Source organism: Chryseobacterium capnotolerans (genome assembly GCF_021278965.1).
Taxonomy (GTDB): domain Bacteria; phylum Bacteroidota; class Bacteroidia; order Flavobacteriales; family Weeksellaceae; genus Chryseobacterium; species Chryseobacterium capnotolerans.
The window spans coordinates 4,484,618-4,502,973 of record NZ_CP065589.1 but is presented as its reverse complement, the minus strand read 5'-3'; the positions used below and the strand labels follow the sequence as shown (position 1 = coordinate 4,502,973).

16 protein-coding genes and 2 pseudogenes are annotated in these 18,356 nt (G+C 34.5%); 9 read left to right on the top strand and 9 right to left on the bottom strand.

All coding sequences use genetic code 11. From position 1 onward, the window contains the following. The first annotated feature begins 100 nt into the window (after positions 1-100). From H5J24_RS21630 to H5J24_RS21590, 9 genes and pseudogenes are all read left to right on the top strand, one after another. Positions 101-871, top strand: coding sequence for a class I SAM-dependent methyltransferase (locus H5J24_RS21630; RefSeq protein WP_068940496.1), 771 nt, complete (start codon positions 101-103; stop codon positions 869-871). A 147-nt stretch (positions 872-1,018) separates the two neighbouring features. After that, entirely contained in the window at positions 1,019-2,047 is a 1,029-nt protein-coding gene (locus H5J24_RS21625) for an acyltransferase family protein (protein ID WP_068940494.1), read from the top strand. 167 nt (positions 2,048-2,214) lie between these two features. After that, the gene (locus tag H5J24_RS21620; protein ID WP_068940492.1) at positions 2,215-3,942 is read left to right on the top strand and encodes an HAD-IIIC family phosphatase; all 1,728 of its coding nucleotides are present in this window, start codon (positions 2,215-2,217) and stop codon (positions 3,940-3,942) included. Between the two features lie 14 nt (positions 3,943-3,956). Next, a complete protein-coding gene (locus H5J24_RS21615; RefSeq protein WP_068940490.1) occupies positions 3,957-4,193 on the top strand; it encodes an acyl carrier protein in 237 nt (78 codons plus the stop codon). Positions 4,194-4,203: 10 nt separating this feature from the next. Next, complete coding sequence (locus tag H5J24_RS21610) at positions 4,204-5,640, top strand: MBOAT family O-acyltransferase (protein WP_068940488.1); 1,437 nt, start codon at positions 4,204-4,206, stop codon at positions 5,638-5,640. 53 nt (positions 5,641-5,693) lie between these two features. Beyond that, a complete protein-coding gene (locus tag H5J24_RS21605; protein ID WP_232815857.1) occupies positions 5,694-6,308 on the top strand; it encodes a hypothetical protein in 615 nt (204 codons plus the stop codon). Further along, positions 6,305-6,631 carry a hypothetical protein gene (locus H5J24_RS21600; RefSeq protein ID WP_232815856.1) on the top strand — a complete coding sequence of 109 codons (327 nt, stop codon included), beginning with the start codon at positions 6,305-6,307 and terminating at the stop codon, positions 6,629-6,631. The genes H5J24_RS21605 and H5J24_RS21600 overlap by 4 nt, the downstream gene beginning before the upstream one ends. A 316-nt stretch (positions 6,632-6,947) precedes the next feature. Next, positions 6,948-8,380: pseudogene (locus H5J24_RS21595) on the top strand (MBOAT family O-acyltransferase). Between the two features lies 1 nt (position 8,381). Next, positions 8,382-9,299 carry an SGNH/GDSL hydrolase family protein gene (locus H5J24_RS21590; protein WP_228407577.1) on the top strand — a complete coding sequence of 306 codons (918 nt, stop codon included), beginning with the start codon at positions 8,382-8,384 and terminating at the stop codon, positions 9,297-9,299. 240 nt (positions 9,300-9,539) lie between these two features. On the opposite strand, the gene H5J24_RS21585 is transcribed toward H5J24_RS21590, so the two are convergent. The 9 genes and pseudogenes from H5J24_RS21585 to H5J24_RS21545 form a co-directional block, all read right to left on the bottom strand. After that, a complete protein-coding gene (locus H5J24_RS21585; protein ID WP_232815855.1) occupies positions 9,540-10,247 on the bottom strand; it encodes a glycosyltransferase family 2 protein in 708 nt (235 codons plus the stop codon). 179 nt (positions 10,248-10,426) lie between these two features. Then, positions 10,427-11,146, bottom strand: a complete 720-nt coding sequence (locus H5J24_RS21580) for a glycosyltransferase (RefSeq protein WP_283250742.1) — start codon at positions 11,144-11,146, stop codon at positions 10,427-10,429. After that, on the bottom strand, positions 11,104-11,370 hold the full coding sequence (locus H5J24_RS25750) for a glycosyltransferase family 2 protein (protein WP_283250741.1): 267 nt from the start codon (positions 11,368-11,370) through the stop codon (positions 11,104-11,106). The genes H5J24_RS21580 and H5J24_RS25750 overlap by 43 nt, the downstream gene beginning before the upstream one ends. 356 nt (positions 11,371-11,726) lie before the next feature. Next, complete coding sequence (locus H5J24_RS21575) at positions 11,727-12,584, bottom strand: glycosyltransferase family 2 protein (protein WP_232815854.1); 858 nt, start codon at positions 12,582-12,584, stop codon at positions 11,727-11,729. A gap of 2 nt (positions 12,585-12,586) precedes the next feature. Further along, positions 12,587-13,522, bottom strand: a complete 936-nt coding sequence (locus H5J24_RS21570) for a glycosyltransferase family 2 protein (protein ID WP_068940479.1) — start codon at positions 13,520-13,522, stop codon at positions 12,587-12,589. Positions 13,523-13,526: 4 nt separating this feature from the next. Then, complete coding sequence (locus H5J24_RS21565; protein WP_068940476.1) at positions 13,527-14,345, bottom strand: FkbM family methyltransferase; 819 nt, start codon at positions 14,343-14,345, stop codon at positions 13,527-13,529. Between the two features lie 33 nt (positions 14,346-14,378). After that, positions 14,379-16,174, bottom strand: a pseudogene (gene asnB, locus H5J24_RS21560) (asparagine synthase (glutamine-hydrolyzing)). 153 nt (positions 16,175-16,327) lie between these two features. After that, positions 16,328-17,158, bottom strand: a complete 831-nt coding sequence (locus tag H5J24_RS21550; protein ID WP_232815852.1) for a glycosyltransferase family 2 protein — start codon at positions 17,156-17,158, stop codon at positions 16,328-16,330. A 34-nt stretch (positions 17,159-17,192) separates the two neighbouring features. Then, positions 17,193-18,326, bottom strand: a complete 1,134-nt coding sequence (locus H5J24_RS21545) for a hypothetical protein (RefSeq protein ID WP_068940469.1) — start codon at positions 18,324-18,326, stop codon at positions 17,193-17,195. Between the last annotated feature and the right edge of the window lie 30 nt (positions 18,327-18,356).

Genomic DNA, 18,356 nt, shown 5'->3' with positions numbered 1-18,356 from the left:
GGATTAAGGTAATGCTTTTTTTCACTTGGTTACACAAATATAATTTGTTTTTATATAAATGGAAAAAAAAACTTTATTTTTGCTCAATTAAAACAACACAATGGGGGAAATAACAAGAGTTCTCAAAACATTTATCGGGTATCTGAAAAGGCCTGATCTTTATCCGGAATTAGGTCGGAAAATTATTAAAAACACAGTCAACAGAGGCAACGCATTTAAAGGCAAAGAAAAGACGAACTCTTGGGCTGCTGAAAGAGCAGTATCACAGAAAGAAGCAGTATCACAGCTTTTTGGACTAGAAATAGATACCTTTCGTAAAGATTATCAGGAAATTTTAGCTAATGCCGCTCAGAGAGAAAAGGAATGTCCTGTAAAAATGGGTGGTCCCGGTGCTTTGGAGCTGATCTACTATGCATGTGAGTTTGCTAATGCTCAATATGTTGTAGAAACAGGAGTTGCCTATGGGTGGTCTTCATTAGCATCTCTTTTATCATTAGTAAAAAGAAATGGTACACTTTACAGTTCAGATATGCCTTATCTGGCTCAGGACGGAGATCAATATGTAGGATACGTAGTTCCTGAACCTCTTAAGGGAATTTGGAAGTTATTTCGCTTTGCAGACAGAGAAGCATTACCAAAGATCTTTGCGGAGAATTCTACATTTGATGTTCTTCACTATGATTCTGATAAGAGTTATAACGGAAGAATGTGGGCATATGAAGAGCTTTACAATCATTTGAAAAAAGGGGGTGTTTTCATCAGTGATGATATTGGTGATAATTCTTCTTATCAGGATTTCTGTGAAAAAAATAATATAGAGACTATTGTAGTAGAATACGAAGGGAAATATATTGGTGTATTTATTAAATAATTTTAGAGGAGGGTGTTTTTATTAAGAGATATTGGTAGACTCTTTTGCTAATTTATTTGATAAGAGATATGCCAGATTCTATGCGTAATGATTTCTGGATAAAAAATGAGATTATAAATTTATGATACAGCTGTTTACACGCTTTTTATGAAGATAAGTCAGATTACATTTACCAGATTTCTTGCGGCTATGGCTATTGTCATTTCCCATTTCAATAAAGATTTGTTTTTATATAAAATCGATTATATTTCAAATATATTCCTGAAAGCCAATGTGGGAGTAAGTTACTTCTTTATACTTTCAGGTTTTATTATGATTGTGGCGTACCACAAAAAAGAGAAGATCGAATATTTAGATTATTATCGAAACCGATTTGCGAGGATATATCCCTTGTATGTATTGGGGCTTCTTCTGTATTTGATAACCAGATATTCTAACTTCAGTATTGATAAAGGATTCTTGTATCTGTTCGGATTGCAGAGCTGGATTCCCGGTGAGGCGATGATTCTGAATTTTCCTGGCTGGTCTATTTCTGTAGAGTTTCTTTTCTACCTGCTCTTTCCTTTGCTGTATAATTATTTTTACTCCAAAGGAAATAAGAGTATATGGGTGGTAACGGTTATTATTTGGATAATTACCCAGGTGTTTTGTAGCCTGTATTCAGATTCTTCCTATTATAAAGGCCCTCATACCGAAAGCCATGAATTACTGTACTATTTTCCGTTGATGCATGTCAATGAATTTTTGGTAGGGAATCTTGCGGGGCTATATTTTGTGAAAAACTCTGGTCGGAAGAATTATGATATACCGATAGTTATTATTTTCGGACTTGTATTATTATCCTTGATTTTTCTTCCGCTATTCTATCATAATGGGTTAATGGCATTGCTCTTTATTCCTCTTATTATTTTAATATCAAGAAATAATGGGGCATTAACAAGGATATTCTCATTAAAACCTTTAGAGTATCTGGGCGAAGCAAGCTATGCCGTCTATATTACGCATATCCCTGTTCTCTATATCTTGAGGGAGCTTTTAAAGTGGGGAAATTATAATTTTTCGATTGATATTGTATTTGGGATTTACATGGTCTTTCTTATCATAATTTGTATTTTGTTTTATCAATTTATTGAAAAGCCACTAAGAGATTATCTGAAAAGGGTGAAGATCAGATAAAAATCTCTATTTTTGTAAAAAGCAACACAATTATGGAAATGAGAAAAGTTCCCTATACTTACATTTCAGATGAAAGTCTGATATTACAATTCATCTGCAAAGAAAATAATCAAAAAGTGCTGTCAGCACCGGGGCGATATACATTGATTTTTTAATAAAAGGACAATATGTATAAAACATTTTCGGAGCTTAAAAAAGAACTTCGTAAAGATTCTAAAGGGTTAAAGAATGCAAAAGTTGCTTTGCTGGGAGATACAGCAACTCAGTTTTTAAATATTGCGCTAAAAGGAACTGCTATTACTGAAGGAATTAATCTTGAAATCTTTGAAGCCGATTTCGGACAGATATCCCGCCAGATTCTGGATCCTTCCTCAGAATATTATGAGTTTAATGCAGATTATACTATTATTTTTGAATCTTCTCACAAATTATTGGGACAGTACTATAAATCCTATAGCTCACAATCTGCTTTTGCAGAAAATAAAATCAGCTATATAGACGAACTTTATCGTACCATTCAAAGCAGAACGAAAAGCAGGGTCATCTACTGTAATTTTCCGGGAATCAATAATCAGGTTTTTGGAAATTTTTCAACCAAAGTAGAGTCTTCCTTTGTTTTTCAGCAAAATAAGCTTAACTATCTTCTTTCGGCAGAACTAGCCGTTAAGAATGATAATTTTTTTATTGCCGATTTACTTTCCATTCAAAATAAATGGGGTCGGGATTTTATGTTTTCGCCCAATATCTATATCAATACGGAAATGGTTCTTTCTTTAGATGCGCTGCCTATTATTGCGCATCATATCGTAAGTATTATTTCCTCTTTGGAAGGGAAATTTAAGAAATGTCTGATCTTGGATCTGGATAATACTACCTGGGGCGGAATTATTGGTGATGACGGCCTTGAAAAAATACAAATCGGAAGTCTGGGAATTGGAAAAGCATTTACGGAGTTCCAATATTGGGTAAAAGCATTGCAGAAAAGAGGCGTAATTCTGGCTGTATGTAGTAAGAATGATGAAGATAAAGCGAAAGAACCATTTGAAAAACATCCGGATATGGTTCTTAAGCTGGAAGATATAGCCGTATTTGTAGCCAACTGGGAAAATAAAGCAGATAATATCAGAAAAATCCAACAGATTTTAAATATAGGATTTGACTCCATGGTTTTTTTGGATGACAATCCCTTTGAAAGGAATATAGTAAGAGAAAATCTTCCTGAAGTCTGTGTACCGGAGCTCCCGGAAGACCCTGCTGAATATCTGGAATATTTATACAGTTTAAACCTTTTTGAGACGGCCAGTTTCTCAGAGAATGATACTGAAAGAACCAAACAATATCAGGTAGAGGCACAGCGTGCTATTGCTTTAGAAAGTTTTACCAATTTGGAAGATTTTCTTAAAAGTATGAATATGGTGTCTGATGTTCAGTCTTTCAATAACTTCTCAAAACCAAGAGTTTCTCAGCTTACCCAGCGTTCCAATCAGTTTAACCTGAGAACAATAAGATATACCGAGCAGGATGTAGATCGGTTAATTCACTCAGAAAATCACTTTACCATCTCCTTTACTTTAGAAGATAAATACGGAGATAACGGGCTCATCTGCGTTGTTGTAATGGAGAGAAAAGATCCTGAAAATCTGTTTATTGAGACGTGGCTGATGAGCTGCCGTGTCCTGAAAAGAGGAATGGAAGATTTTACGCTGAATACCATTGTAGATACTGCCAGAAATAATGGATATAAATATGTAGTAGGAGAATACATTCCTACTGCTAAAAATCAAATGGTTGAAGACCACTATGAAAGACTTGGTTTTACCAGGCAGAATGAGAAGTGGGTATTATCCGTAGAGGATTACAAAAACAAAAACGTATATATTAATAACAAATTATAACACAGTAAAAGATTATGAATAATGATGAAATTTTAAGTAAACTGACCCGTATTTTCCGCGATGAATTGGACAATGATGAAATTGTATTGACTCCAGAAACAACGGCTGAAGATATTGAAGAATGGGATTCGCTTTCTCATATTCAGTTAATTGTAGCAGTAGAAAAAGGCTTTGGAATACGTTTTACTTCATCTGAAATCAGAAGCTGGAATGATGTAGGAGAAATGATAGATTCTATAACTTCAAAATAAGTGATGTTGTATGCTTCTTAATTCATACAGCTTTATATTATTCTTTATTGCGTTATATTTTATTTATTATCTCTGCGGAAAAACCTCAAAGATCCAAAATATAATTCTGCTCATAGGAAGTTATGTCTTTTACAGCAGTTGGAGTTGGGAGTTCTTATCATTGTTGATAGCAACTACAGGAGTTACCTATTTTGTAGGGAATAAAATAAAGGCGGCCCAAAAAGAGAAATCTGAGATATGGTGGCTGAGGTCGGGAGTTTTTATTGTCCTGATTCAGCTTTTGTATTTTAAGTATTTTAATTTCTTCATTGATAACTTTAATGATTTCCTGCATCTTTTTGGAGTTAAGGATCAATTGGGGCTATTGAAGATTATTTTTCCGATAGGGATCAGTTTCTATTCGTTTAGAATGATAAGTTATTTATTGGATATCAGAAATAATAAACTGAAGGAAATTCCAAGTCTGCTGGATTATGCAGTTTTTATTGCCTTTTTTCCATGTATTATTGCCGGGCCTATTGATAGAGCCACTCCATTTTTGAAAAATCTGAAAATAAAAAGAGAATTTTCTTCCGCTCAATTTACTGACGGACTAAAGCAAATTTTATGGGGGCTTTTCAAAAAGCTGGTGGTAGCAGATAATATTGCCGGAATTACTTCTCAGCTATTTGAGTCCTATCATACCTTAAACGGAAGTGCTTTATTGGTTGGAGCTGTATTGTATTTTATCCAGTTGTATTCTGATTTCTCAGGATATACTGATATGGCAATAGGTATTTCTAAGCTGCTGGGGATTAAAATTCAGCCGAACTTTAATTATCCGTTGTTTGCACAAAATGTTGCCGACTATTGGAGAAGATGGCATATATCTTTAACCTCATGGCTTACGGAGTATGTTTTTACACCTTTATCCATTCGCTTTAGAGATTATGAAAAATATGGACTGATTATGGCCATCATCATCAACTTTTTGGTGGTGGGGTTCTGGCATGGGGCAGAATGGCATTACATCGTTCATGGATTGGTAAGTGGTATTATGTTTATTCCATTGATTCTGAGTGGAAAAATGAATAAAAAGATTAAAACATCTAACAACTTCATTCCAACAAAGGATGAATTAAAGAATATCCCTGTAACATTTATTCTCTTTACTTTATTGATGATTCTTTTCTTTTCAAAAGATATGGAAATGGCTGCTAAATATTATCAGGGTATTTTCTCCTTATCATTTTTCCAGTTGCCCAATTTTCCAATCCAGAAAGAAATTATACTGGTAATGGTATTTATGGTATTGCTAGAGTGGGGGAATAGAGATAAAGAATATGCGATCAAAGAGATTTTTGTGAAGAAAAATATCTTTTTACGATGGGGATTTTATTATGTACTGGTGTTTTTGGTTTTCCTGTTTTATATTGCTCCTAAAGGATTTATGTATGCTATGTTTTAATGCATTAACAGGAGTTATATAAGAATACAGTACGCTAAGGTATACTTTGAATTATGAAAAAATCACTTTTAAGATTGATAATATTTTCTATATTGCCGTTATTGGTATTAGGATATGCTGTCTGTTTTTTATCAAAACATTCGGATGATTTTTATAGAAGATTTACATCGCCACAGCAGAACTCTTTTATTTTGGGCAGTTCCAGGGCAGCATTGATGGATCCTGCTGCTATTGATAGCATCTTGCATTCAAAATATCCCAATACTGCTATGTATAACTATTCCTTTACTTGGGCACACTCTCCTTATGGGCCTAAATATCTTGAATCTATTGAGAAGAAAATAAAACCGGAAACGAAAGATGGTGTTTTTATTGTTACCGTTGAGCCTACCGCTTTAATGGTAGATAAAAAGAAACCAGACAGCCCGGAATTTTATGTTGAAAATGATAAAAGTGTTGCAAAAACTTCAATGGTAGCTGTAAATCCCAATATTGAATATCTGTTTGAAAGCTATGAACCTTCTATTACCAATGAGCTCAATAAAAAAATACTTCCTCCTAAAAATATAGTTGGAATACCTGCTATTTTAGATAACGGAAGATATTATGTGAAAATTATAAAAAGACGGCTCCGGAAAAGCAGGAGATTTCCAACAAAAGAAATATGAGATTATTTCAAGAAAGGATTGATGGCTTGAAAGTATCTGAAAATCGGATTCTGTATCTTGAAAAAACGATTGAGTTTCTTAATCGACATGGGAAAGTGATGATCATAAGAATGCCTGTGAATAAAGTCGCTTACTCTATAGAAGAAAAAGCATTCCCGGATTTTGATAGCCGTATGCAAGCTGTTGCTTCGAAAACAAAAGTTTCCTATATTAATTATGATGGATTGGATAGTACATATCAATGGCTGGATGAGGTTCATTTGGATGAAAAATCTGTTGAAGCCTTCTCAGCAGTGGTAGCAAAGGACGTTTTATCTCATTAAATAATAATACCGAAGCTATTGTAAGCTGCTGATCACGGCTTATTTTAGAAAAAAAGATAATATATAACACTTTAGTAATAAGAATTGTAAATTTAATCTCAGAATTCACTGATAAAGTGTCAGCAGGTTAATTAAGATCAGAAAACAAATTGTGTCACCTAAAACACTCACAATGACTGAAATAATAAATGTTCCCCAATTCATAAAGAGTATTCTATCGGAGAAAAACGTAATGTTTGTATTTTTTAAGAATAATATAAGAACTGAGACGAAAGATTTCAGAGAAGTACTATAATCCATATATCTTCTAAGCACTATGTTATTCAACTCAATAGGATTTCTTATTTTTTTACCAATAGTATTTTGTCTCTATTGGTTTGTTTTCAACAGAAAATTTCAGGAACAAAACAGGCTGCTGTTATTGGCGAGCTTTTATTTTTATGCCTGTTGGGACTGGCGGTTTCTTTTTTTACTGATGTTTTCCATTGGCTTGGATTATGTATCAGGAATTAAAATCGAGAATAGCAAAACCAATCGGGAAGCTAAATTCTGGCTTACTTTAAGTATTGTCATTAACCTCGGTTTCCTGGGATTCTTCAAATATTATAATTTCTTTGTCGAAAGTTTTGCGGATCTTCTTAATGGCTTTGGTTTCAAGGCCAATGTGTGGCTGCTCAATATTATACTTCCTGTAGGAATTTCGTTTTATACTTTTCATGGACTTTCGTATGTGATTGATGTTTATAAAAAAAGAATAAAGGCTGAGAGAAGTTTTACCGATTATGCTGTTTTTGTAAGTTATTTCCCTCTTCTTGTGGCGGGCCCCATAGAAAGGGCTACGCACCTCTTGCCCCAGATCCAGCGGGAGAGAGTATTCAATTATGAGCAGGCAGTGGATGGGATGCGGCAAATCTTATGGGGATTTTTCAAAAAAATGGTCATTGCAGATAATTGTGCACCGCTGGTGAATGAAATATTTAACAATTACCAGACTGAAAGTCCTGCTAATCTTGTGATAGGAACTGTACTGTTTGCCTTTCAGATCTATGGAGATTTCTCCGGATATTCAGATATTGCATTAGGTGTTTCAAGGTTATTCGGGATTGAACTGCTAAAAAACTTTGCATTTCCTTATTTCTCCAGAGACATTGCAGAATTCTGGCGAAGATGGCATATCTCGCTTTCCTCATGGTTCAGAGATTATCTGTACATACCATTAGGAGGAAGTAAAGGCGGGCTTGCAATGAAAATCAGAAATACATTCATCATTTTCCTGGTGTCAGGCTTCTGGCATGGAGCAAACTGGACGTTTATGATCTGGGGCGGTCTCAATGCATTGTACTTTATGCCTTTGCTTATTATGAATAAAAACCGTCAGAATATGGAAGTAGCGGGCCAGGGGAAGCTTCTGCCATCGTTTAGGGAATGCTTCCAAATCCTGATCACTTTCCTGATCACCTGTATTGCATGGATTTTTTCAGAGCTGAATCTGTAGCTCAGGCGATTCACTATATCGGTAGAATTTTCAGTCGTGAATTGCTCTCTATTCCGCGTACATTACCGGTAAAAGTATTGGCACTGATTGGCTTGATGATCATTATAGAATGGATCAACAGGGAAAGATTCCATGGGTTAGAAATTAAAAGATTTAACCCTTGGATAAGACGTATTTTTTATCTGGTTGTTATGTATATCATTCTCCGTTATGCCAACTTCGGGAATAATGAATTTATTTATTTTCAGTTTTAGCATGAAGAAATTTTTAATTAAAATAGTGCCTTATTTCGTTGCAGTATTTACTGTACTGGCAATTCTTGGATCTTATGCAGATGGTAATACGGATGATAATTATATGCATTTTGCGGTTAAAAAACCACAAAATATGATATTGGGAGATTCGCGTGGTTCTCAGGGAGTCGTTCCTGGAGTGTTGAAAACCAAGCTTTCTGCCAATTTTGATAATTTTTCTTTGAATATTGTAGAATCTCCTTATGGACAGGTTTATTTTAAAGCCTTAAAAAGAAAATTAGATCCTGAAACTAAAAATGGAATTTTTATCTTGACAGTGAGCCCGTGGAATTTATCATTAAATAAACAAATCAAAAAAGAAAAAGATTTTCCTGAAGAGCATTCTCCATTGAATGATATGTATTTTTATGACCGCTCACCCAATTATGAATATCTGCTAAAGCATTATACAAGAAGCTGGTTTAAAATTTATACCGAAAGAGCAGAATCGGGAAGGTCCAATACCTTTCTTCATCCTGATGGCTGGCTGGAGGTCACTATCAATATGCAGAAAGACACTGTTGCCTATAGAACGAATACAAAGGAAGCGTTTTACAGAGACTTGGCCAATACAGTAGAGCTGTCACCTGAACGCCTCAAAGCTATTAATGAAATGATTAATTATTTAAGGACTAAAGGTAAGGTTTATTTGGTACGTCTTCCTACATCTAAAGGTCTTACCAATATAGAAAATAAAAAGTATCCCCATTTCAATACATTGATGAGAGATATAGGAAGGAAACAAAATGTGAGGTTCTTTGATTTCTCAGGAAATTATGCTGAGTATGATTACACAGATGGGAATCATTTGTATAAGGACTCAAGCAGAAAAATTTCTTCCCGCATTGCAGACTCTATTATTGCTAGCAGAGGTAAATAGGATAAAGTTAGAGTAAATTATTCCTGAAATTAATGTTATAGATTCCAGACCGGATGCTTTTATAATCTGTTACAAGATATTTCAGGATCATTCCCCATTTTTTTGAACCGGGGGAATTGGCAATCTGAAAACTGCGGTACATTCTTTTGATATGGAGCTTTATATTTTCCGGTAGGGTAGCTTCGTTTTCCGCCCAGGCATCTACTTCTTTCCATAATAGGACACGGGTAGTAGCAGGATTTACCTTTTTGAATCTACCAAGGTAATTCTGTTGTCTTCATGTACACCTCTTACAGCCACAGCTTTATCTAAAATTCCGGGATAGAGATTAAGATAATAAGAGAGCCTTAATAAGAATTCCGTATCCTGATGGAGTCTCAGGGAGGCTTTAAATAAAGGATCCATTTTTTTCATTAAAGAATCCCTGCGGATGGTTAAAGCATCAATACTGAACAGTCCAAAACTTCCCAGCATATAGACTTGCCCCAGAAAAACATCTTTAGGCTCATGTCTTTTATAAACAGTAGTTAATCGGTCTCCGAATATAGAATAATATTGTTCTTTTGCTTTTTCAGTGTAATAATGAACGCCAAGAGCTCCATAAACGCCTTCTACTTCAGGTCTTTTGAAAAGTTCTCTTTCTGCATCAAATCTATTGGGTAGGAAATAGTCATCTGCATCCAGAAAAGAAATAAAGTCACCTGTGGATTTTTCTATTCCTAAGTTTCTCGTAGGGCCTGCGCCATGATTCCCTTTATCAGGATGTTGATAAAGCTTTACTCTGTCATATTTTTCGGCAAGTTGTTTACATACCTCTAGAGCATGATCCGGTGATTTATCTTCTATAAGAATGACTTCATAAACTTCATCAAATTGAAGAGCAGATTCCACCGCTTGGGAGACATATTTTTCGGCGTTGTAAACGGGAATAATTACTGAAATTTTCATTTTTTGTCTACTTAACTTTTTATATCATTTGTGTGTGCAAAAGTATTGCAAGATAGTTAATTATAAAGACTTATCTCTATTTTTTATCTGAAAAAGTTGAGATATTGTTTGCTGAAGTTTTTACTTCAAAAATTCTGCCGAATAAAGGGATTTGGGCGATATCTGTAGGGTTTTCGTTTTTAAGAAATTAATGAATGCCGGAAATTGATATTGTATAATCCAGACCTTATACTTTTATAATCAGTAAAAAAATATCTAATAATCATTCCCCATTTTTTTAATAAAGGAGCTTTTGCAATTTCAAAACTCCTGTACATCCTTTTGATATGGACCTTAACATCTTCAGAAATATCACTTTCGGTCTGAGACCAAAGATCAACCTCTTTCCAAAGCATGGCACGGGAGACAGAAGGATCTATGACCCGAAGGTCTACCTTTGTTATTCTATTATTTTCATGTACACCTCTTATAGCAATAGCTTCGTCAAGAATGCCGGGATACAGATCGAGATAATAAGAAAGGCGGAAGAGAAATTCTGTGTCTTCATGAAGTCTTAAATGAGGCTTAAACAAGGTGTCTACCTTATTCATCAAAGACTCTCTGCGAATCGTTAAAGTATCAATACTGAAGAGCCCGAAAGGTCCCAGCATATGAAGTTGACCAGGAAAAACATCTCTGGGGTCATATTTTTTATACACTGTGGTCAGTCTGTCCCCAAACAATTGATAATATTGTTCTTTTGCTTTTGCAGAATAATAATGAACGCCAAGGGCTCCGTAAACACCTTCTACTTTCGGGTCTTTAAATAATTCTTTTTCTGCATCAAATCTATTGGGTAGGAAATAGTCGTCTGCATCTAGAAAAGCAATAAAATCACCAGTTGATTTTTCAATTCCCAAATTCCTACTTGGGCCGGCACCATGGTTTTTTTATCCGGGTGCTGGTAAAGCTTTACTCTTTCATGTTTTTCAGCGAGCTGCTGACAGATTTGTAATGCATTGTCTGGGGATTCATCTTCAACAAGAATAATTTCGTGCACTTCATCAAACTGAAGCACAGAGTCTACTGCCTGAGAAACAAACTTTTCTGCATTATAAACGGGAATAACTACTGAGATCCTCATTTCTTCTCCTTTTTACAATAAATTTAGAATTACAATTGTGTTTTATTAGTACCTTTTGAATTCGAAATTTAAGCTTTTAATTTTGTTTTAAAGCAGTAAGCTTTTATTTTTTTTACAAAATGACAGATATCTACCATAGAAGTAATCAGGGAAATGATTTTCGTTAAATATTATTCTAATAAAGGTGAGAAAAGCAATATAAAATTCCTCTGTCGTGAGAATTATTTCATGTGAAATTAACTTATTTTAAGTGAAAAAAATCCAATTTTGGAAAGTTAGCTATGAATATAAATAAGTAAATCTGTATTTTGTTCTTAATATGTTTGGATTTTTTATAATAGCTGACAATAATCCTATTATTTTGAAGAAACCTTTTTTGAAGAGAGTTCAAATGCTTTATTTTGAAGGTAAATATGATGGGCGGCATCAGCTTCCAGAGAAGATAATTTAGACCATTCATAGAGCGAATTCCAGAAAAGAGATTGTCTCTGGTTATATTGTGGCGAGTATCTTACAATCTTGGAAATCCTGTTGTCATCATGCATTCCCCTCATGGCAACGGGAATATTAATAATACCGGATTTCAAATGACATAGATGGGCCAGTTTGATAATAAAATCCGAATCCTGATGAAGGCGCAGCGCTTCATTAAATCTTAATTTTTTAGATTCAAGAGAATGCCTTCTGATAGTAAGCGCATCTAAAGTGAAGAACGAACCAAAAACTCTGGGAGTAAGTCCCAGTAATCCCCTGAATACTTCATTTCCTTCTGCAGGATAGTTAACGGTTAGAAGTTCACTATCATTGATATTAGACATAAATTCCTCTCTCCCTTTTTCAGTAAGATATTCGGTGCCAATAGCATTAAAGACTCCATCTATTTTTGAATCTTTAAAAAGTTCTTTTTCAGCGGTAAATCTATTGGGAAGAAAATAATCATCGGCATCCAGAAATGCGATGAAATCCCCAGTTGCTTTTTCTATTCCGAGATTTCTGCTGGCTCCGGCACCATGATTTTTCAGGTCAGGATGTTGGAAAAGTTTTACCTGCTCATATTTTTTCGCCAATTCCGAACATATCTGAAGCGCATTATCTGGAGATTGATCTTCTATTAAAATCACTTCATAGACTTCATCGAGCTGTAAGGCAGATTCTACTGCTTTTGATATATATTTTTCCGCATTATATACAGGAATAATTACTGAGATCTTCATTTTCATCTATTGTAGTAAGTGAAACGATATTGGGTCTTTAGTATTTCAGGATTTTTAAGGGCTTCCTCTAAAATATTATAGTATTTGACAAGTCCTTTTTTTAAGGATAGATCAAATGATTTATATAGTAAATAAATTCTTTTTCCAGGTTCTGATGGAATCTGATGAGAAACTGCCCATTGATTAAGGGATTGCCATAAAAGAAATTGTCTCTGGTTATATTGTGGTGAATATTTTACAATTTTAGTGATTCTGTTATTATCATGAATGCCTCTCATGGCAACAGCTTCTGTTATATTGCCTGTTTTTAAATGACAGTGGTAGGACAGTTTGATAATAAAGTCCGAATCCTGATGCACACGAAGGTCTTTATTAAAACGAAGGTGGCTTTGTTCCAAAGCAGCCTTTCTTATAGTAAGTGAATTAAGATGAAAAGATGTACCGAAAGTTTTAGTTGTTAAACTTAAAAGCCCCTTGAATACTTCTTCTCCTTCCGCAGGATAATTAACTGTACTCAGTGATATTTCTTTAAATTTAGACTGAAACTCTTCTTTTCCTTTCTCAGTAAGATATTCTGTACCTATCGCATTGAAAACACCATCTATCTTTGGGTCTTTGAAAAGTTCTTTTTCAGAATCAAAGCGGTTAGAAAGATAATAGTCGTCTGCATCCAGAAATGCAATAAAATCTCCGCTAGCTTTTTCTATTCCAAGATTCCTGCTGGCTCCTGCACCATGATTTCCCTGATCAGGATGTTGAAAAAGTTTTACTCTATCATATTTTTGAGTCAGTTCACGGCAGATCTGTAGTGCATTGTCTGGTGATTGATCTTCCACCAAAATCACTTCATATACTTCATCAAGCTGTAAAGCTGATTCTACCGCTTTAGAAATGTATTTTTCTGCATTGTATACGGGAATAATTACTGATATTTTCATGAGCCTAAAGAGGAGTGATAATTAGGTTATCATTAACGAACAGCTCCGGGCTGATGGTAAAAAAATCTTTTTCATGTATTCTGCTGTACACTTTATAATTATTGTCAAAAAAGAATTGAAGCAATTCCTGAGAGGTATGATCTCCCTGTTCATCAATGGCGGATGGACAAAATTCCATAAAGAAAATAGGCCTGTTTTTTAAGAAAATATCTTTGTTTTCCAGAATAACAACAGCCTCATATCCCTCGACATCCATTTTAACAACATCAAACTTTGCATCAGATATCATCTTTTTCAGAGGTTCTATCTGTACATTGATCAATTTTTTTCCAGGATTTTTGGTTTCAATAAACGAACTCATTCCCGCATGTCCTGCAACATAGTTAAATGATTTTACAGCAGAGGATCCTCCAATAGCTGTATTGAACAGTTTGATGTTCTGGTAATTATTTTTTTTAATACTTTCATTAAATTCATGATAGACATCCGGAATGGGCTCAAATGAATAAATCTGTTTGCAGTAAGGAGCTAAAAGCAAGCTGTGCTGGCCAATATTGGCACCTATATCCAACAATACTTTGTCTTTGGTAAGAACAGATCTTATATCATCAATAATATATTTTTCATAAATACCATTTTCAAAAATATAGAGATCTACGAAACCAAATTTTTTATTAAGATAAATCTTGGTTTTTCTATTGTTATAATGAATGGTGAAGAGCTTACGGTTATCAAGATATGATATATTCAGCTTTCTTTTGATAAAGCTGATTGGTTTCTCTTTAAACAATATACTCTGAAGGGATTTTAAGTAATTTGGCATAAGATTTTTTTAGGCTTGTGTTTTATTATAGCTTTATAAATATGATTTATTATTATCAGCCCATAAGGCAAGTTGTAAAAGATTCCAATGTCTTTCATCCTTGTCAAGGAAACTCTGGGATGCTTTAAAATCAATAAAATTAAATACTTTATGATTCGGATCTTTTAGCAGGTCATTGGAAAGGGTTATCAGATTTTCTTCTGCAAACCAATTCTTTACTCCAAGCCCAAATCCTTGTTTGTGGCGTGATCTGATGGTTTCTGTCCAATAAGAACCCATGGCCTCTCGAAGAATGATTTTATCATTACTGTCATTAAGTTTCAGCTGATCTGGTAATTGGATACAAAATTCAGCAAAGTCCAGATCCAGGAATGGAGTTCTTACTTCTAAAGAATTAGCCATTGCCATTCGGTCGGACTTTACCATCATATTAGCAGGAACATAATTTTCCAAATCTATTCTCATGATATCGTTCAGAGAATCCGGATTGGGAGTAAAACTATAAGTCTGCAGGTAATCAGAAGAAACTCCAAGAAGGTCGCGTTCTTTCTTATTAAAAGCATTTCTTACATCATTCAGATGAAAATCCATAATAGATGAAAACTCCATATTTTTACGAGTAAGAAACGAGGTAGGTTTTATTTGCTGATATAGCTTTAATCCAAACTGAGCAATAATATTCCTATAGCTAAAATGCTTTTTTAATTTATTTTCAACGGTATAGAAATGATACCCTCCGAATAGCTCATCTCCTACATCACCGGATAATACAACCGTAAGATTCTTTCTGGCTGCTCTGCATATCTCATAGTGAGGGATAAAGGAGGCATCGGCAAAAGGTTCATCAAAAAATGGCGATATTTTTAAAAGAGAGGTAACCAGATCAGATTTCTTCTCATGAACCTCAATATGATTGGTTTTATATTTATCAGCAATTTCCTTGGCATACTTCAGTTCATTGTCTTTATGGTCATATCCGAAGCTAATGGTGGTCTGATGAGGTAAGAATTCATCTACCAGCGCAACAACAGATGAAGAGTCTAAACCTCCGCTCAGGAAGCTTCCTACTTCTACATCTGCAATAAGCTGCTTTTTTACGGCATTTTTCAACAGATACAGAAATTCTTCCTTAGCATCAGAAAGATTTATTGCTCTGTCTTTTGCCGGAAGGCTATAATAACGGGAAACTGTAAATTTTCCGTCTTTCCAAATCAGCTGATGAGCTGGTGGAAGGGTGAAAATATTACTATAAATGCTCTGATCAGAACTTACATATCCATATTGAAGATAATGGGAGAGCCCCTGGGTACTTATTTTAGGTTGGATAAGCCCTGAAGCTAAAATGGCTTTGATTTCTGAAGCAAAAATAAATTCATTGTTGTTGCCAATAGCATAATAAAAGGTTTTTCTCCAAAACGGTCTCTTGCACAGAATAACTGCTGTTTTTGTTCATCCCAAATCGCAAATGCAAACATTCCCGGAAGATCATGGATGAGATTTTCTTGCTTTCTTTGGTACATGGCAAGAATAACCTCGGTATCAGAACCTCCGTGATAAGGATATTCTGAATATTGTCTTTTGATATCCTGATAACCATAGATTTCTCCATTCAGGACAATACATTCGTTTTTAGTATTAGAGAACATGGGCTGCTTTCCATTGTCAGATAAATCTATAATAGAAAGTCTGCGGTGGCCCAGCGCGGCATTTTCATAAAATTCATAATGAGAAGAATCCGGACCACGGTGAACCAGTGAGTCTGTCATTTTTCGAATTTCCTCTTGGTAATTCCTGGCATTTCTGCTTATAATTCCCGCTATTCCACACATAATATATTATTTTTCATCATTAATCTTTACTTTTTTGTACAGCTAATTTACGATAGATTCAGAAAAGTAGGGCCTGGTTGAATCAATTGACTTCGTAAAACAGTTAATTTTTCACTATCTCTTGCAATTTTTTGATATTTCTGAGACAGTTCTTTATACTTGTTGAAATCTCCAGTTATAAAGTTTTTTAAACATACTTTTTTTCAGCGATTTCTTTTCTGATCGCAGCGCATTGGGTAGACTCGGGTTCAGGGTGTTGATCTCGATACGAACATCTTCGTATTTGGTGAAGTCTATTTTATGGAGAAGCTGTACACCATCATGAACTACTTTACTTCCCGGAACCAGCAAAACTTTCTTTTGATGAAAATGAACTCTGTTAACATATTCATCATCTTCACCATAATGGAAAAAATAAGGATTAAATCCTCCTATGGTTTCTATGGTTTTCTTTGGAAGCAGCCAGTGAGCGGCATTCACAAAATGAATCTCATAATAAGGTTTCAGGGTCTGAAAATACAGATCCGAAATCATTCTTGTTTTTTCGTAATTCTTAGCAATATACTGATCCAGGAAAATATCGAGGTATTTTTCTGAACCATCTACATGAATAGGGCTTATGATACCAATTTCATTCTTATTAGGATGGCTGTTATATACTTCCAGCATTTTTTCCATACTGTTTTCATAAAGCCATGCATCCTGATTCATCAGATAAAAGAAATCAGCACCATCTTTATATGCCTTTTCAATGCCTATATTATTAGCCTTTCCGAATCCAAGATTAGATTCGGATTGGGTGAAATCTACTTCAGGAAAGTTCGTTTTGATGTATTCCTGAGTTCCATCCGTAGATCCGTTGTCTATTACAATACACTTTACAGGAACAGATGATTTTCTTAGGCTCTTAAAGCATCTTTCTGCCCATTTCATGGCGTTGTAGGTAACAATGATAATATGAATCTGAGGCATTTTTATTGTCATGTTTTTATTCAGGATTGATTAATAATCCATGATCTTATAGCAAATTAGTGATTCTAAAGTACAAAAAATAGTATATCTGCTTAAGAAGGTCATCAAATTGAGGGAAAGTTAAGAATCCCTGGGTCATCAGCATCATTCTCCATGTAAGATTAAATAAAATTAATATGACCGCAATGATTTCCTGCTTCTTGCTTAGAATAGTTCTTTGTTCAGAAGCAAGAAATATGGTTAAAAGTGAAAAGAAAATGTTCACCCATCGTCCCCAGTCCACGGCCAGATAGAACAATGGAATTAAAAATAGAATCTGTATGATCAGGAACAGGGTATTGATTTTAATTTTATTGAATTTACAGTAGAGATAAACTGTTATTGCGCCCAGCAATATACTTATTCCATAAGTTTGATAGTCATAAGAATGGGATTGGTAATACCCAAGAACATCATAGTTGGGATCATAATCAAAAATTCCCATTTCTTCAAGAATTAAACCGTGCTCCTTAAAGAAATATATTGTGTTTTCTGTCTTTAAACCAATCCCAAACTTATAAAGGATGATCATGAGAACAGTTGCAGGCAGAAACTGATAGAGTAGTATTTTTTTGAGCTTATCCAATGATGAACCTTCATTTTTCATAAAATAAGCCATCCCAACAAATGGCAAATAGAAATAAGCAGCCTCATGCGTTAAAAGCGCAATAGTGATAAAGATGGTAATTGTAAAATCTTTAATAGTAACTTTTGAACGAAGACATAAAATGTAAAGCAGATACAGGAAAAAGAACAGCATTTCCTTTCTGGTAGCGATATTAGGATCTTTTATCATCATCCCGAAGCCTACAGGAAGCAAAATTAATGTGATGACCAGAAGATTGTTCTTTTCATTCCAGAAGAGCCTGAACAAAAGATAAAAAATTCCAGTATACAATAAAGCTACAAATGCAAATACAATGTATTCAAGATTAATATGAGTAAGCTCATTAATCCCCATAAATAGAGTTCCGAAAAGGCCTCTTCTTTTGAACCCTCCATCCTGGTAATTGATGATCCAGTCTCCAAAACACCAGCCTCCTTTTTTAACGACGATGAGGGTGTAAGAGGTTGTAATACTTACGTAGTAGTAAATGGCAAATAGTAAGCCTATTATATAATTAATTATTTTTGTTTTCATGTTCATGATCTAAACAAAGTTGAGTCTATT

What these genes read in the sequence shown, in the direction of transcription:
- H5J24_RS21630 (WP_068940496.1), top strand. Translation starts at nt 101, where the DNA reads ATGGGGGAAATAACAAGAGTTCTCAAAACATTTATCGGGTATCTGAAA.
- H5J24_RS21625 (WP_068940494.1), top strand. Translation starts at nt 1,019, where the DNA reads ATGAAGATAAGTCAGATTACATTTACCAGATTTCTTGCGGCTATGGCT.
- H5J24_RS21620 (WP_068940492.1), top strand. Translation starts at nt 2,215, where the DNA reads ATGTATAAAACATTTTCGGAGCTTAAAAAAGAACTTCGTAAAGATTCT.
- H5J24_RS21615 (WP_068940490.1), top strand. Translation starts at nt 3,957, where the DNA reads ATGAATAATGATGAAATTTTAAGTAAACTGACCCGTATTTTCCGCGAT.
- H5J24_RS21610 (WP_068940488.1), top strand. Translation starts at nt 4,204, where the DNA reads ATGCTTCTTAATTCATACAGCTTTATATTATTCTTTATTGCGTTATAT.
- H5J24_RS21605 (WP_232815857.1), top strand. Translation starts at nt 5,694, where the DNA reads ATGAAAAAATCACTTTTAAGATTGATAATATTTTCTATATTGCCGTTA.
- H5J24_RS21600 (WP_232815856.1), top strand. Translation starts at nt 6,305, where the DNA reads ATGAGATTATTTCAAGAAAGGATTGATGGCTTGAAAGTATCTGAAAAT.
- H5J24_RS21590 (WP_228407577.1), top strand. Translation starts at nt 8,382, where the DNA reads ATGAAGAAATTTTTAATTAAAATAGTGCCTTATTTCGTTGCAGTATTT.
- H5J24_RS21585 (WP_232815855.1), bottom strand. Translation starts at nt 10,247, where the DNA reads ATGAAAATTTCAGTAATTATTCCCGTTTACAACGCCGAAAAATATGTC.
- H5J24_RS25750 (WP_283250741.1), bottom strand. Translation starts at nt 11,370, where the DNA reads ATGAGGATCTCAGTAGTTATTCCCGTTTATAATGCAGAAAAGTTTGTT.
- H5J24_RS21575 (WP_232815854.1), bottom strand. Translation starts at nt 12,584, where the DNA reads ATGAAGATCTCAGTAATTATTCCTGTATATAATGCGGAAAAATATATA.
- H5J24_RS21570 (WP_068940479.1), bottom strand. Translation starts at nt 13,522, where the DNA reads ATGAAAATATCAGTAATTATTCCCGTATACAATGCAGAAAAATACATT.
- H5J24_RS21565 (WP_068940476.1), bottom strand. Translation starts at nt 14,345, where the DNA reads ATGCCAAATTACTTAAAATCCCTTCAGAGTATATTGTTTAAAGAGAAA.
- H5J24_RS21550 (WP_232815852.1), bottom strand. Translation starts at nt 17,158, where the DNA reads ATGACAATAAAAATGCCTCAGATTCATATTATCATTGTTACCTACAAC.
- H5J24_RS21545 (WP_068940469.1), bottom strand. Translation starts at nt 18,326, where the DNA reads ATGAAAACAAAAATAATTAATTATATAATAGGCTTACTATTTGCCATT.